This is a genomic window from Paracoccus sediminilitoris (assembly GCF_003259195.1).
In the GTDB taxonomy this organism is placed as follows: Bacteria; Pseudomonadota; Alphaproteobacteria; order Rhodobacterales; family Rhodobacteraceae; genus Paracoccus; species Paracoccus sediminilitoris.
On record NZ_QJPK01000006.1, the window covers coordinates 1 to 13,778 of the forward strand.

Genomic DNA, 13,778 nt, shown 5'->3' on the forward strand with positions numbered 1-13,778 from the left:
GCGTGTCTCGCCGCGCCAATGCTTTTCGTCCTGAACCCATCCGGTTCTTTGCGCGACATAGGTCCAGGTTCGGATATAGGCCAGCCGTTTCGAGATGGCGTCGATATCCCCATGCGTCTTGTCGATCCGCTTGATCGAGCGGTCCAGCCAATCCGCCGGGATGGTCCCATCCTGCAGGAAGCCGAAGATTCGCGCCAGAAGCGTCGCATGCTCCATCTGGCTGATGCCGCGGAAATCGGGCACCCGGCAGACGTCCCACAGCAGCCGGACATCCTTGCCGCCGCGCACGCGATCCTTGATCTCGGGCAGTTCGCGCAGGATCTTCAGCGTGGCGACGTCATCGGCCTCGCGCCCGCGGCCCAGAAGCTCCTGCCCCGATCCGGCTTCCAGGCTTTCGACAAGGCGGTCCATCGTGCCAAATTCCAGCCGCGCGTTCCGCCAGACAAGACGGCTGATCGGGGCGAAGCGGTGGCTTTCCAGCGCCTCGACCAGGCCGGGGTCCAAGGTCTCGGCCTCGCCCGTGACGCCGAAGGTGCCGGATTCGGTGTGACGCCCGGCCCGCCCGGCGATCTGGCCCATCTCGTGCGGGAACAGCTCGCGCACGCGGCGACCGTCGAACTTATGCGTGGCGCTGAAGGCCACATGCTTGATGTCGAGGTTCAGGCCCATGCCGATGGCATCCGTCGCCACAAGGTAATCGACCTCGCCGCTTTGATACATCGCCACCTGCGCGTTGCGGGTGCGGGGTGACAGCGCACCCATGACGACCGCGCAGCCGCCCTTCTGGCGGCGGATCAGCTCGGCCATGGCATAGACGTCATCGACGCTGAAGCCCACGATGGCGCTGCGGGCGGGCATGCGCGACAGCTTCTTGGACCCCGCCCAGGACAACTGCGACATGCGGGGGCGCTGGACGAAATGCACGTCGGGGATCAGTGCGGCGATGGCGGGCCGCATGGTGGAACTGCCCAGCAGCAACGTCTCCTTGGTGCCACGCATGTTCAGCAACCGGTCGGTGAAGACATGACCGCGCCCCGGATCGGCGCAAAGCTGAATCTCGTCGATGGCCACGAAATCGGTGGCGATGTCGGGCATGGCCTCGGTGGTGGCCACCCAATACTGCACGCGATCGGGGATGATGCGTTCCTCGCCGGTGACCAGCGCCACAACGGATGGACCGCGCGCCTTGACGATGCGGTCATAGACCTCGCGCGCCAGAAGGCGCAGCGGCAGCCCGATGACGCCAGTGCGATGGCCCAGCATCCGCGAGATGGCCTCATGCGTCTTGCCGGTGTTCGTGGGGCCCAGAATGGCGGTGACCCGTCCGCGCGTCATCATGTTCATTGCCTAGATATCGGTACCAAGTGCCTTGCGTTCCAGACGTGCCACGCCATCGATCGCTTCTTGCTGGTGGGGGTGGATCGTCAGGCTTTGACGATATGCGGTCAGGGCACGGTCATCCTCGCCCATTTCCTCCAGCATGCTGCCCAGTTGGGTCAGCGCCTGGAATTGTCGGGGCTCCAGTTCAAGCGTGCGTGCCAGATCGGCCATGGCGGGTCCGAATTCGCCCGCCGCTGCATAGGCCGCCGCCCGCGCCTGGAAACCTGCGGCGAAATCGGGCGCATGATCGGTCAGCGCGGTCAGATGCCCGATGGCCGTCGGGATGTCGCCCAGGTCCAGCGCCTCTTCTCCGCGCTTCAAGAGCAGATCCATCGACGCGGAACCCGACCGCGACCAGTCCCGCAGGATGTCGCTTTCCGCGATCCGCCAGCCCTCGCCCTGGGGTTCGGCCAGGCGGGCAAAGGCATCGTCCTGGGACAGCGCAGGCAGCGCTGCGGCAACAACGATGAAAATCGTCAGTACCTTCTGTCGCAATGCCGCGACGGCAGTATGGAAAAGCGGACCGGACGTCTTCATATTGCAAGCTGTAACCCGGCCAGCAGGCGGGGTGCCAGCCAAAGCGCACCATGAGGTACAAAATGAGCGATGTTGTGAACGCAGCCGTCCGCAAGCTGAGCGAAAAGATCGACAGCTTCGATTCGACCGCCAAATTCGTGATCGAAGATGAAGGCGCGATCATGATCGACGAAAACGGCGTGCGCGCTGGCGATGAAGAGTCCGAAGTGACCCTGACCGCCAACCGCGACACGTTCGAAGGCATCCTGAACGGCGACATCAACCCCGCCACCGCCTTCATGACCGGCAAGCTGAAGGTCGACGGTTCGATGGGCGTCGCCATGCAGCTGGGACAGAAACTGTCCTGAACACAGATGCAGCAGGCGCCCTTCCATCAGCTTCCCGACGATCGGCTGGCCCCGGCCAGCGCCTTCTTCGTCACGGCCGATGATGGAAAGCGCCTGCGCCTTGGCCTTTGGGAACCAGAGGTTACCGGGCCGCACGGCACCGTCCTTCTGTTTCCCGGCCGCACCGAATACATCGAAAAATATGCCCCCGTCGCCCGACGGCTGACGGATCGCGGATATGCGGTCCTGGCCATCGACTGGCGCGGTCAGGGCATGTCCGACCGGTTGCAGGATGACCCCCGGCCCGGTCACATCATCGAATTTTCCGACTATCAGCGCGATGTGATCGAGATGGTCGTGGCAGGTCAGCATATCGGATTGCCTGAACCCTGGCATCTTCTAGCCCACTCCATGGGCGGCTGCATCGGTCTTGCCGCCCTGGAAAACGACCTGCCGGTTCGAACCGCGGTCTTTTCAGCCCCGATGTGGGGGATCAACCTGCGCCGTTTCCAGCACGGGGCAGCCCTTGGCATCGCCTATCTGGCGGGCCGTCTGGGGCGCGGCGGGCTGGTCGCGCCCGGAAGCGGCGGTGCCAACGCCACCTATACCCTCGAGGAGAGCTTCAACGCGAACCTTCTGACGGGAAATGTCGATGAATGGACCCGCCTGATGCGCGAAGCTGCGGCGTGGCCAGACCTGACCATCGGCGGAGCCAGCTTCGATTGGGTGGGCAAGGCGCTGAACGAATGTTCTCGCCTGTCACGCATCGCGTCGCCTGACGTGCCGACGCTGGTCGGCCTGGGAACCGAAGAAAAGGTGGTCTCGGCCCGGGCCATCCGCGATCGCGTCGCAAGCTGGCCCAAGGCCCGCCTGTTAGAGGTCGAGGGCGCCCGGCATGAGATCCTGCTGGAAACACCCGACCGTCGCGATGCCTTCATCGACGCGATGGTGGCCCATTTCGAGGCAAGCTGACCGATCAATCTTCTCGTTCAGGCTCCGCTTTGCGCGTCAGCGGGCGTTCGGAAGGCGTGGCAACGCTTGGCATACGCAGCCGGATCCGCTTCAGGCGACGCGGATCGGCCTCGACCACTTCGAACTCGGCGCCCGAAGGATGGCTGATCACCTCGCCGCGAAGCGGAACGCGCCCGGCCAACATGAAGATCAGACCGCCAAGGGTATCGACCTCTTCATCTACCTCCTCGTCCAGCAGATGCAGGCCGGTTTCCTCTTCGATGTCGGACAGGCTGGCGCGGGCCTGGATGAACCACTGGCCGGGCTTTTCACGCACCCAGAGGCCGCCTTCGACCTCGTCATGTTCGTCCTCGATCTCGCCGATGACCTGCTCGATCAGATCCTCGATGGTGACCAGACCGTCGACTCCGCCATATTCATCGATGACCAGCGCCATATGCGTGCGCTTCTGCTGCATCTGCTGCAGCAGGACGCCGATGGGCATCGATGGCGGGACATAAAGAAGCGGCCGCAGCATGGGCCGCAAGGTGAACTTGCCGCCCTCGCCGAACCCGTGCTTCAACGCCAAGTCCTTCAGGTGGATCAGGCCAAGCGGGCTGTCAAGCGTCCCGCGAAAGACCGGAATGCGGGAAAACCCGTGTTCGCGGAACATTTCGACCAGGTCGGGCAAGGTGATATTGGCCGGGGCGGCGATGATCTCGACCTTGGGAATGGCGACGTCATCGACGCGCATCCGGCGCAGGTTGACCAATCCGGGTTTGCCCGAATGGCGATCTTCTGACGCTTCGCCTTCATCATCCTGGGTTTCTGAATTCGTCAATGCGTGAAAGACCCGACCGAAGAAGCCGCGATTTGGACTTTCGCGTTCCTCGTCCACGGCGATGTCCACCCTTGGGCTCGGGGCTTCATCGGCGGAATAGTCGGGTAATCGGGCTTCCGAATTCATCAATCTGTCTCCCGGTAGGGGTCTGCTATGTTCAGGGTCGCAAGGATTGCGCGCTCGGATGCTTCCATCAATTCGGCATCCGGGTCGTTCAGGTGATCATACCCCATCAGATGCAAAGTTGCATGCACCAGCAGATGAGTCACGTGATCGTCGAAGGATTTGGCCTGCGCCCGCGCTTCGGCCATGCAGGTTTCATAGGCGATTGCGATGTCGCCCAACTCGTCATTCTGCGGCAGATCTGGGCGTTCGCCCGGCGCATGCGGCTCGTGCTCCTCGGCGGGCCAGGATAAGACGTTGGTGGCCTTGGGCTTGCCGCGAAAATCGGCGTTCAATGCCGCGATCCGGGCGTCATCGCAGCCCATGACCACAACCTCACCGCCGGTTTCCAGCCATGTCAGGGTGGCGGTGACGGCACGGGCCGCCAATCCCTCCAGATCCGCGGCCTGCCATCGGCCATCCTCCAGGACGCAGTCGACCGTTATGTCCTCAGCCATCGCTTCGCATTGCACGGCGCGGAACATATTGACCGCGCGCTTCCTCTGTCTGGCCGCGGGCCACTGCCGCGATTTCCTCGGCGTCATACGCCTTGATGATGCGCGCGACAAGCGGATGGCGCACGACGTCATCTGCGGTGAAATAGCTGAAGCTGATACCCTTGACATCCTTCAGGACCTTTTCGGCATCGATCAGCCCCGACTGCATCCCGCGCGGCAGGTCGATCTGGGTCCGGTCGCCGGTGATGACCATCCGCGAACCTTCGCCAAGACGGGTCAGGAACATCTTCATCTGCATGCTGCTGGCGTTCTGCGCCTCGTCCAGTACCACGAAGGCACGCGACAAGGTGCGCCCACGCATGAAGGCCAAGGGCGCGATCTCGATGCGCTTTTCTTCCATCAGCTTCTGCATCTGCTTGCCGGGAAGAAAGTCGTTCAGCGCATCATAGAGCGGCTGCATATAGGGATCGACCTTCTCCTTCATGTCGCCGGGAAGAAAGCCCAGTCTTTCGCCGGCCTCGACCGCGGGACGCGACAGGATGATCTTGTCGACCTCACCCTGGATCAGCATGGTGACGCCCACTGCGACGGCCAGATAGGTCTTGCCCGTGCCCGCAGGTCCGATGCCGAATGCCAGCTCGTTCTGGAACAGCGCCCGGACATAGGCCTTCTGCGCATCGGTGCGCGGCTCGACCGATTTCTTGCGGGTGCGCAATTCGAAATTGCCCTGTGCGAACATTTCAAGCTGTTCGTCGCGGGTTACCTCGCCTGCGGGTTCGATGCCCATGCGCAGCGCGGCCTCGACCTCGGCGGGGGTGACGGGGCGGTGCTGTTCAAGACGCGCGTAAAGACCGTTCAGCAGCTGCGCAGCCTCGGACTGCGCCTCGGGGCCGCCGACGATGGCGATCTGATTGCCGCGGCGCAGGATATGCACGCCCAAGGCTTCTTCGATCCGGGCCAGATGCGTGTCGTTGGCGCCGCACAGATCGATCAGCAGACGGTTGTCAGGAAACTCCAGCAGGGTTTCTGCAGAAGGGGTGGTGACGGGGGGCGTTGGGGAAAGACCCAAATGTTTCTCCTGCTCAGGCGTCTGTTGTAATGGTGGCAAGCCACGGGGATTCGCACAAGCCGATCTTGAAGGCATCAGCGGCAGCAATGCCGCCGTTTACGGCAAAACTTTTGCAATCGCACAAAAGTTGCATCCGATATTGGCATTGCGGGTCTATTTCGCCACCCCGACGCCCAAAAAATCGGCCAACTCCGGCGCGTCCGACATTCCGGCGACCGGTCCGTCGTGAACGATCCGACCGCACTGCAGCAACGCCACCCGGTCACCGATGGCGCAGACCGAATCCATGTCATGGGTGATGGTGATCGCCGTGGCGCCGGTCTGCGTGACGATGTCGCGGATCAACGCATTGATCGCGCGCGCCCGGATCGGGTCCAGCCCGGTCGTCGGTTCGTCAAAGAAGATTACTGACGGATCGTCGGCGATGGCGCGGGCAAGCCCGACCCGCTTGGCCATGCCGCCCGACAACTCGGCCGGCATCAGGTCGGCGGTTTCGGCACCCAGCCCCACGCGGGCCAGCTTGTCCAAGGCGATGGCGCGGGCCTTGCCATCAGACATCCGCTGGCGCAGCCGGAACGCGACGTTCTGCCAGACAGACATGCTGTCAAACAGCGCGGCCCCCTGAAACAGCATCCCGAAACCGGCCATGAAGGCCGCACGGTCCAGCGGCCTGCCGTGCCAGGTGATCCTGCCCCGGTCAGGCTGCACCAGGCCCAGGATGCATTTCAGCAGCACCGATTTGCCGGTGCCGGACTGCCCGATGACGCAAAGGCTCTCGCCCTGCCCCACCTGCAGGTTTACGCCAGCAAGCACCTGCTTTTCGCCAAAGGATTTGTGCAGATCCTGCAGCGCGATCATTGGAAGAACAGCCCGGTCAGGACGAAATTCGCCGCCAGGATGCCCACCGCCGCGCCGACGACGGCCTGGGTGGTGGCACGACCAACGCCCGCGGCACCGCGCGACGACCGCATCCCGAACCAGCAGCCCGACAGCGCCACGATCAGCCCGAACACCGCGCCCTTGATCAGCCCCGAGGCGACATCCCAGAATTCCAGATAGGCCCAGCTGTTCGCGATATAGGTCGTCGAATTGAACCCAAGCGATCCGGTCCCCACCAGCCAGCCGCCCATGATGCCGATGATGTCGCCAACCGCGACCAGAACCGGCAACGACAGGATCGCGGCCCACAGGCGCGGCGTCACCAGCCATCGGATCGGGTCGGTGGAGAGGGTCACCAACGCGTCGATCTGTTCGGTGACGCGCATGGTGCCGATCTCGGCGGCGATGCTGCTGGCGACGCGGGCGGCGACCATCAGGCCCCCCAGAACGGGACCCAGTTCGCGCACCATGCCGATGGCGACGATCGCCGGGACCACGTCGCCCGCCTGGAACCGTTCACCCCCGGAATGGATCTGCAGCGCCAGCGCGGCGCCGGTGAACAGCGCGGTCAGCCCCACCACGGGCAGCGACAGCCAGCCGATCTGGATCAGCTGCAGGCCAAGGGCGCGACCGGGCAAAGGGCGCAGGCCGCCCAGCCCTCGTCCCGCAAAGATCGTCACCGCACCGATGCCGCGCGTCAGCCGCAGCGCTGCGCGTCCGACCGTCCGGATGGGGGTCACGAATAGGTCCGCTGATAACGCTGGCGAAGGGCTGTCAGGATCTCGTACCCGATTGTGCCGGCCAGATCGGCCAGGCGGTCGATGGGTTGATGCGCGCAGATCAAATCCAGCGTCGGCGGCACCGTCCCCAACCCCGTCACATCCACCGTGATCAGGTCCATGGAAACCCGCCCCACGATCGGGCAGGCGACGTCACCGGCATACAGTTGCGCGCCAGTGCCGGACAGCGCCCGCAGGATGCCGTCGGCATAGCCCGCGTCGACAGTGGCGATCCGGCTGTCGCGTTCCGCGTGCCAAGTGGCGCCATAGCCGACCATCTCGCCTGCCTTGACATCGCGGGTCTGGATAACCCGCAGGGACAGGGTCGCCACCGGCCGCGCATCGGCATAGGGAAGGCCGCCATACATGCCGATCCCCGCCCGGACCATGTCGAAATGATACTCCGGCCCCAACAGAATGCCGCCCGTCGCAGCAAGTGATCGCGGCACCTTGCAGCCTTCGGTCATCTTGCGAAAGGCTGCCAGCTGGGCGGCATTGGCCGGGTGGTCGGGTTCATCCGCACAAGCCAAATGCGACATGATGAAGGCGGGACCGGCGGCCAAGGCCTCGGCACGAATGGCGGCCCATTCGGACGCCTCCATGCCAAGGCGATTCATGCCGGTATCCAGCTGGATCGCAAAAGGCTTGCCCGGACGCATGGCGCGGTCGCGGAAGAATTGCTCGGGGCTGTTCACGACCGGAACCAGGCCGGTCAAGTCCTCTCCCTCCATATGCCCCGACAACACGTTGATCGTGGCATCGGCGGGGATCAGGGGGCGGATGGTACGGCCCTCGGAGGCCAATGCGACGAAAAAATCCCTCGCGCCTGCCTGATAGAGGGCGGGTACGATCCGTGCTGCACCCAACCCATAGGCGTCGGCCTTGACAACCGCTGCGGCCCGCGCACCGGGGGCTTTGGCCGCCAGCGCCTGGTAATTGGCCGTGATGGCCGAAATGTCGATCTGCAATCCCATGTCGCTGGATTGCCCCCGCACCGCCCCCGCGTCAAGACCCGCGCGGCATTCGCAAATTTGCAATTTGCATTGGTCATTTTGTATGTGCTTTGCAAATGTTCCCGAATTTTCTTTGCTGCACCTGCATCACCCGCTAGCGTGTCCGGATGACATCAAGGGGGCTTTCATGACCGACATTCTGCAAGAGCTTGAGCGCCGTCGCAGCCAGGCCCGTCTAGGCGGCGGACAGCGGCGCATCGACGCCCAGCATGGTCGCGGAAAGCTGACGGCGCGCGAGCGCATCGAACTGTTGGTCGACGAGGACAGCTTCGAGGAATTCGACATGTTCGTTGCCCATCGCAGCACCGATTTCGGGATGGAGGAAGATCGCCCCTATGGCGACGGCGTGGTCACGGGCTGGGGCACGATCAACGGGCGCATGGTCTATGTCTACAGCCAGGATTTCACCGTCTTCGGCGGCAGCCTGTCGGAAACCCACGCGCAGAAGATCTGCAAGATCATGGACATGGCCATGCAGAACGGCGCCCCCGTCATCGGCCTGAACGATTCGGGTGGTGCGCGCATCCAGGAGGGCGTCGCCAGCCTTGCGGGCTATGCCGAGGTTTTCCAGCGCAACGTGATGGCATCGGGTGTGGTCCCTCAGATCAGCGTCATCATGGGACCCTGTGCGGGCGGGGCGGTCTATTCGCCGGCGATGACCGATTTCATCTTCATGGTGAAGGACACGTCCTACATGTTCGTCACCGGCCCGGATGTGGTCAAGACCGTCACGAACGAGGTGGTGACCGCCGAAGAGCTGGGCGGTGCCAGCACCCATACCAAGAAATCATCGGTCGCGGATGGCGCCTTCGAGGATGACGTCGAGGCCCTGGCCGAGATCCGCCGCCTTTTCGATTTCCTGCCGCTGAACAACCGCGAACGCGCACCCACCCGCCCCTTCTTCGACGATCCCGCGCGGATCGAGCCCAGCCTCGACACGCTGATCCCCGACAACCCCAACCAGCCCTATGACATGAAGGAGCTGATCGCCAAGGTTGCGGATGAGGGCGATTTCTACGAGATCCAGAAGGATTTCGCCGCGAACATCCTGATCGGTTTCATCCGCATCGAGGGCCAGACCGTCGGCGTCGTCGCCAACCAGCCGATGGTGCTGGCGGGTTGTCTGGACATCGACAGCAGCCGCAAGGCGGCGCGTTTCGTGCGCTTCTGCGATGCCTTCGAAATTCCGATTTTGACGCTGGTCGATGTTCCGGGATTCCTGCCCGGGACGGGCCAGGAATATGGCGGCGTCATCAAGCACGGGGCAAAACTTCTGTTCGCCTATGGCGAGGCGACGGTGCCCAAGGTCACGGTCATCACCCGCAAGGCCTATGGCGGCGCCTATGACGTGATGTCGTCCAAGCACCTGCGTGGCGATTTTAACTATGCCTGGCCCACGGCGGAGATCGCGGTGATGGGCGCCAAGGGCGCGGTCGAGATCCTCTATCGCAGCGAATTGGGCGATACCGACAAGATTGCCGCCCGCACCAAGGATTACGAGGACCGCTTCGCCAACCCCTTCGTCGCCGCCGAGAAGGGCTTCATCGACGAGGTGATCCAGCCGCGCAGCACGCGCCGCCGCGTCGCCCGCGCATTCGCCAGCCTGCGTGGCAAGCGCCTGACGAACCCGTGGAAAAAGCACGACAACATTCCGCTGTAAGCACCGGGGACGAAACGCTGATGCACAACTGCGTGAATGATGCAGCCAAGCCACAGGGTCGCCCGCTTTTGCCGGGGGCGGTGACGGATGCCTGTCTGATGAACGGGCGGGATTGTATCATCCCGCGCAAGTCGGCCATCCAACAAGCCGACTGTAACCCGAGCAGAAGGACGCCACCGCGTCCCCATCACAGGAGCGTTTCTCCATGTCCAAAAAAATCATCCTTGGCCTGGTGCTGGTTTCCGCCTTCGCCGCCTGCCAGCGTCAGCAGCCCGCAGACGTCTATGTGCCGACCGCGCCTGCCGCGCCGATGGTCAACCCCGTCACGACCGAGCCTGTCTATCAGGGCAAATTCGGCTAAGACGCATCGTCCGACATCCGTGCGCGGGCGGCCAGCCTGCCCGCGCGCAGCCCAAGCCGCCCCCGTGCATCACAGCAAAGGGGCCATGCCATGCTGAAGCATCGCGGCTTTCCGGGGCGTCTTCCCGGTTCAGACTTTCAGTTCACCATTCGGCGGGAAAACCGCAAGAAGGGTGCCACCCCCATCACCAAGCGCGAACGCTTCCGCGACCGTCGGGCGCCCGACAAGCGCGCCGATGCGGGTTTTCTGTCCGCACTGATCGCCCATTTCGGTGACGAACCCTTCGTGCGCGGCAACCTGGACGCGGGCCGTCTTGGCTGGCTGATCGGCCGCGAGGTCAAGGCCGTCGGCGAATTCGACCCCGCCGATTACGACCAGCTGCTGCAGGTCGACATGGCCGTCGCCGAAGCCTCCTTCCCCGAACTGTTCGCCAAGGACACGCCGCCAGAGTTCAACTGGGACGACATGGACTGGGACGACATGGACGAGGACGGGGACGACGTCTGATGGGCGAATTGGCGCTGAACCTGTTGAAGTCACACGCATGTCAGTTTGACGTGACGGTTCGGTATGCGATAACCCGATGTAATTCACAACCGGCCGGCACACGGCCTCTCAAGACAGGCACATTCTCATGCAAAAATCTCTCTTCATCCGCATCGGTGGCATCTCGGCTCTGGTTCTGGGCCTGGCAGCCTGCGATCCCAGCATGCAGACCGGCCTGTCGCCGGACACGCAGCGCGCCGCAGGCGGTGCCGTTGCCGGTGCCGTCATCGCCAAGGCTCTGGACGAAGACATCGCGACCGGTGCGGCACTTGGCGGTGCAGCCGGCGCCCTGTGCGATGACGCAGGCGTCTGCCAGCGTCGCTACTGATCCATTTGCCCCAAGGGGCGAACCTTTTCGTCGGGGACTGCGTTCGGTTCCCGACACTTTCAAGACAGGATCTGACACATGTCCAAGACATTTGCCGTTGCTGCCGTCCTCAGCGCCTTGGCGCTGGCTGGTTGCACCCAGAACATCCAGCCGACCGACGTCGATCGCGCGGCCATCGGCGCAGCCGCCGGTGCGACCATCGCCAAGGTCGGCGGTCGCAAGGAAAGCGACATTTACAAAGCTGCTGCCATCGGCGCTGCCGGCGGGGCGCTGTGCAACGACGTTCGTCTTTGCCAATAACACCCTGATCCGCGCTTCGGCGCGATCTGCACTGATTGCCGTCCAAAGCGATGCTTTGGGCGGCTTTTTCATGTCGCGTCCTGGGAGGAGCCCATGTTCAAGAAAATCCTGATCGCCAACCGGGGCGAAATCGCATGTCGCGTGATCAAGACCGCACGCAAGATGGGCATCGCCACGGTGGCGGTCTATTCGGACGCCGACCGCAACGCCTTGCACGTCAAGATGGCGGATGAGGCGATCCATATCGGACCGGCCCCCGCCAATCAGTCCTACATCGTGATCGACAAGATCATGGAGGCGATCCGCCAGTCGGGTGCCGAGGCCGTCCATCCTGGCTATGGCTTCCTGTCGGAAAACCGCAAATTCGCCGAAGCGCTGGAGGCCGAGGGCGTCGTCTTCATCGGTCCGCCTTCGGGGGCGATCGAATCGATGGGCGACAAGATCACCTCGAAGAAGCTGGCGCAGGAAGCCGGTGTCAGCACGGTGCCCGGATACATGGGCCTGATAGCCGATGCGGAAGAGGCGGCGAAGATCAGCGACCAGATCGGCTATCCGGTGATGATCAAGGCCAGCGCCGGGGGCGGCGGCAAGGGCATGCGCATCGCCTGGAACGCCGATGAGGCCCGCGAGGGGTTTGAAAGCTCCAAGTCCGAAGCCGCGAACAGCTTTGGCGACGACCGCATCTTCATCGAGAAGTTCGTCACCCAGCCCCGGCATATCGAGATTCAGGTCCTGGCCGACAGCCATGGCAACGCGGTTTATCTGCACGAACGGGAATGTTCGATCCAGCGGCGGAACCAAAAGGTGATCGAGGAGGCCCCCTCTCCGTTCCTGGACCAGGAGACGCGCCGTGCGATGGGCGAACAGGCCGTCGCCTTGGCAAAGGCCGTCGGCTATACCAGTGCGGGCACGGTCGAATTCATCGTCGATGGCGACCGGAACTTCTATTTCCTGGAAATGAACACCCGGCTTCAGGTCGAACATCCGGTGACCGAACTGATCACCGGCGTCGACTTGGTCGAACAGATGATCCGTGTCGCCGCAGGCGATCCGCTGGCCTTCGAACAGGCGGATCTGAAGATAAACGGATGGGCGATGGAAAGCAGGCTCTATGCCGAAGACCCCTATCGCAACTTCCTGCCCTCAATTGGTCGCCTGACGCGGTACCGCCCGCCTGCCGAAATCGCCGCGGGTCCCATGGTCGCCAGCGGCAAGTGGCTGGCACATGGCACGGCGCATGGCGAGACCGCCGTGCGAAACGATACCGGCGTCTATGAGGGCGGCGAGATCAGCATGTTCTACGACCCCATGATCGCCAAGCTGTGCACTTGGGCCCCCACCCGCCCGGAGGCGATCCAGGCCATGCGCGTGGCGCTGGATGAATTCGAGGTCGAGGGCATCGGCCACAACCTGCCCTTCCTGTCGGCGGTGATGGACCACCCCAAATTTGCGTCCGGCAACATCACCACCGCCTTCATCGCCGAGGAATATCCCGACGGTTTCCAAGGCGCGCAGCTGGATGACGATGCGCTGGAACGCATCGCCGCCGCGGCCGCCGCCATGCATCGCGTCGCCGAAATCCGCGATACGCGCATCAGCGGGCGGCTTGGCAACCATGAACGGCGGGTGGGTGAAAACTGGGTGGTCTTCATCGCAGGGCGCGAATGGCCCACCCGGGTCATCGCCGACAGCGAAGGGGCGGATGTGCATATCAACGACCGCCGGGTCCGGATCGAAAGCGACTGGCTGCCCGGCCGGTCACTGGCCGTGCTGGAGGTGGAGGGTCAGCGCATCGTCCTCAAGATCGAAAAGATCGCCGCCGGCTTCCGCATCCGCAGCCGGGGCGCGGATCTGCGGGTCTATGTGCGCCGTCCCAAGGCCGCCGAACTGGCGCGCCTGATGCCTGAAAAGCAGCCGGCGGACACATCGAAATTCCTACTCTGCCCGATGCCGGGCCTGGTCGTCCGGATCAATGCCGCCCCCGGCGACGAGGTTCAGGAAGGTCAGCCCCTTGCGACCGTCGAGGCGATGAAGATGGAAAACATCCTGCGGGCCGAACGCAAGGGCGTGGTGAAATCCGTCAATGCGGCGCCCGGCGAAAGCCTGCGGGTGGACGACATCATCATGGAGTTCGAATGACCGGCGCCCCCGCATATCGGCATCCCTGCACGCCATCACCTTTTGGTGG

The 13,778-nt window shown here is 63.6% G+C and carries 16 protein-coding genes; 8 read left to right on the plus strand and 8 right to left on the minus strand.

Annotation, left to right across the window (positions count from 1 at the left end; translation table 11 throughout):
- Both DKT70_RS07805 and DKT70_RS07810 read right to left on the minus strand, forming a co-directional pair.
- The coding region (locus DKT70_RS07805) for a helicase-related protein (protein ID WP_267895644.1) at positions 1-1,338 on the minus strand (1,338 nt) is incomplete at its 3' end.
- A gap of 9 nt (positions 1,339-1,347) precedes the next feature.
- Positions 1,348-1,917 (minus strand): tetratricopeptide repeat protein, encoded by a 570-nt coding sequence (locus tag DKT70_RS07810; RefSeq protein WP_111558619.1) that lies wholly within the window; start codon positions 1,915-1,917, stop codon positions 1,348-1,350.
- Between the two features lie 62 nt (positions 1,918-1,979).
- Here DKT70_RS07810 and DKT70_RS07815 point away from each other — a divergent pair, with 62 nt between their 5' ends.
- Together DKT70_RS07815 and DKT70_RS07820 are read left to right on the plus strand one after the other, a co-directional pair.
- Positions 1,980-2,264, plus strand: a complete 285-nt coding sequence (locus tag DKT70_RS07815; RefSeq protein WP_111558620.1) for an SCP2 sterol-binding domain-containing protein — start codon at positions 1,980-1,982, stop codon at positions 2,262-2,264.
- A 6-nt stretch (positions 2,265-2,270) separates the two neighbouring features.
- Entirely contained in the window at positions 2,271-3,215 is a 945-nt protein-coding gene (locus tag DKT70_RS07820; protein ID WP_111558621.1) for an alpha/beta fold hydrolase, read from the plus strand.
- A 4-nt stretch (positions 3,216-3,219) separates the two neighbouring features.
- On the opposite strand, the gene DKT70_RS07825 is transcribed toward DKT70_RS07820, so the two are convergent.
- The 6 genes from DKT70_RS07825 to alr form a co-directional block, all read right to left on the minus strand.
- On the minus strand, positions 3,220-4,161 hold the full coding sequence (locus DKT70_RS07825) for a hemolysin family protein (protein WP_111558622.1): 942 nt from the start codon (positions 4,159-4,161) through the stop codon (positions 3,220-3,222).
- Complete coding sequence (gene ybeY, locus DKT70_RS07830; protein WP_199559552.1) at positions 4,161-4,655, minus strand: rRNA maturation RNase YbeY; 495 nt, start codon at positions 4,653-4,655, stop codon at positions 4,161-4,163. Before ybeY ends, DKT70_RS07825 begins: the two co-directional genes overlap by 1 nt.
- On the minus strand, positions 4,648-5,724 hold the full coding sequence (locus tag DKT70_RS07835) for a PhoH family protein (RefSeq protein ID WP_072296030.1): 1,077 nt from the start codon (positions 5,722-5,724) through the stop codon (positions 4,648-4,650). Before DKT70_RS07835 ends, ybeY begins: the two co-directional genes overlap by 8 nt.
- A gap of 153 nt (positions 5,725-5,877) precedes the next feature.
- Complete coding sequence (locus DKT70_RS07840) at positions 5,878-6,582, minus strand: ABC transporter ATP-binding protein (RefSeq protein WP_111558623.1); 705 nt, start codon at positions 6,580-6,582, stop codon at positions 5,878-5,880.
- Positions 6,579-7,343: an MlaE family ABC transporter permease gene (locus DKT70_RS07845; protein ID WP_111558624.1), complete on the minus strand. Its 765-nt coding sequence runs from the start codon at positions 7,341-7,343 to the stop codon at positions 6,579-6,581. The genes DKT70_RS07840 and DKT70_RS07845 overlap by 4 nt, the downstream gene beginning before the upstream one ends.
- Positions 7,340-8,356, minus strand: coding sequence for an alanine racemase (gene alr, locus DKT70_RS07850; RefSeq protein WP_111558806.1), 1,017 nt, complete (start codon positions 8,354-8,356; stop codon positions 7,340-7,342). Before alr ends, DKT70_RS07845 begins: the two co-directional genes overlap by 4 nt.
- Before the next feature lie 166 nt (positions 8,357-8,522).
- On the opposite strand from alr, the gene DKT70_RS07855 reads away from it, so the two are divergent.
- The 6 genes from DKT70_RS07855 (at position 8,523) to DKT70_RS07875 (ending at position 13,729) form a co-directional block, all read left to right on the plus strand.
- A complete protein-coding gene (locus DKT70_RS07855) occupies positions 8,523-10,055 on the plus strand; it encodes an acyl-CoA carboxylase subunit beta (RefSeq protein WP_111558625.1) in 1,533 nt (510 codons plus the stop codon).
- Between the two features lie 205 nt (positions 10,056-10,260).
- Positions 10,261-10,416: a hypothetical protein gene (locus DKT70_RS18005; protein ID WP_158529972.1), complete on the plus strand. Its 156-nt coding sequence runs from the start codon at positions 10,261-10,263 to the stop codon at positions 10,414-10,416.
- Between the two features lie 90 nt (positions 10,417-10,506).
- Positions 10,507-10,923, plus strand: a complete 417-nt coding sequence (locus DKT70_RS07860; RefSeq protein WP_111558626.1) for a hypothetical protein — start codon at positions 10,507-10,509, stop codon at positions 10,921-10,923.
- Positions 10,924-11,050: 127 nt separating this feature from the next.
- Positions 11,051-11,290, plus strand: a complete 240-nt coding sequence (locus tag DKT70_RS07865) for a hypothetical protein (protein ID WP_072296024.1) — start codon at positions 11,051-11,053, stop codon at positions 11,288-11,290.
- Positions 11,291-11,368: 78 nt separating this feature from the next.
- Entirely contained in the window at positions 11,369-11,590 is a 222-nt protein-coding gene (locus tag DKT70_RS07870) for a hypothetical protein (protein WP_072296023.1), read from the plus strand.
- A gap of 93 nt (positions 11,591-11,683) precedes the next feature.
- Complete coding sequence (locus DKT70_RS07875) at positions 11,684-13,729, plus strand: acetyl-CoA carboxylase biotin carboxylase subunit (RefSeq protein ID WP_111558627.1); 2,046 nt, start codon at positions 11,684-11,686, stop codon at positions 13,727-13,729.
- Positions 13,730-13,778: the final 49 nt, after the last annotated feature.

Excerpts from the sequence above, each read along its gene's own strand:
- DKT70_RS07810 (WP_111558619.1), bottom strand. The coding sequence starts at position 1,917 with ATGAAGACGTCCGGTCCGCTTTTCCATACTGCCGTCGCGGCATTGCGA.
- DKT70_RS07815 (WP_111558620.1), top strand. The coding sequence starts at position 1,980 with ATGAGCGATGTTGTGAACGCAGCCGTCCGCAAGCTGAGCGAAAAGATC.
- DKT70_RS07820 (WP_111558621.1), top strand. The coding sequence starts at position 2,271 with ATGCAGCAGGCGCCCTTCCATCAGCTTCCCGACGATCGGCTGGCCCCG.
- DKT70_RS07825 (WP_111558622.1), bottom strand. The coding sequence starts at position 4,161 with ATGAATTCGGAAGCCCGATTACCCGACTATTCCGCCGATGAAGCCCCG.
- ybeY (WP_199559552.1), bottom strand. The coding sequence starts at position 4,655 with ATGGCTGAGGACATAACGGTCGACTGCGTCCTGGAGGATGGCCGATGG.
- DKT70_RS07840 (WP_111558623.1), bottom strand. The coding sequence starts at position 6,582 with ATGATCGCGCTGCAGGATCTGCACAAATCCTTTGGCGAAAAGCAGGTG.
- alr (WP_111558806.1), bottom strand. The coding sequence starts at position 8,356 with ATGGGATTGCAGATCGACATTTCGGCCATCACGGCCAATTACCAGGCG.
- DKT70_RS07855 (WP_111558625.1), top strand. The coding sequence starts at position 8,523 with ATGACCGACATTCTGCAAGAGCTTGAGCGCCGTCGCAGCCAGGCCCGT.
- DKT70_RS18005 (WP_158529972.1), top strand. The coding sequence starts at position 10,261 with ATGTCCAAAAAAATCATCCTTGGCCTGGTGCTGGTTTCCGCCTTCGCC.
- DKT70_RS07860 (WP_111558626.1), top strand. The coding sequence starts at position 10,507 with ATGCTGAAGCATCGCGGCTTTCCGGGGCGTCTTCCCGGTTCAGACTTT.
- DKT70_RS07865 (WP_072296024.1), top strand. The coding sequence starts at position 11,051 with ATGCAAAAATCTCTCTTCATCCGCATCGGTGGCATCTCGGCTCTGGTT.
- DKT70_RS07870 (WP_072296023.1), top strand. The coding sequence starts at position 11,369 with ATGTCCAAGACATTTGCCGTTGCTGCCGTCCTCAGCGCCTTGGCGCTG.
- DKT70_RS07875 (WP_111558627.1), top strand. The coding sequence starts at position 11,684 with ATGTTCAAGAAAATCCTGATCGCCAACCGGGGCGAAATCGCATGTCGC.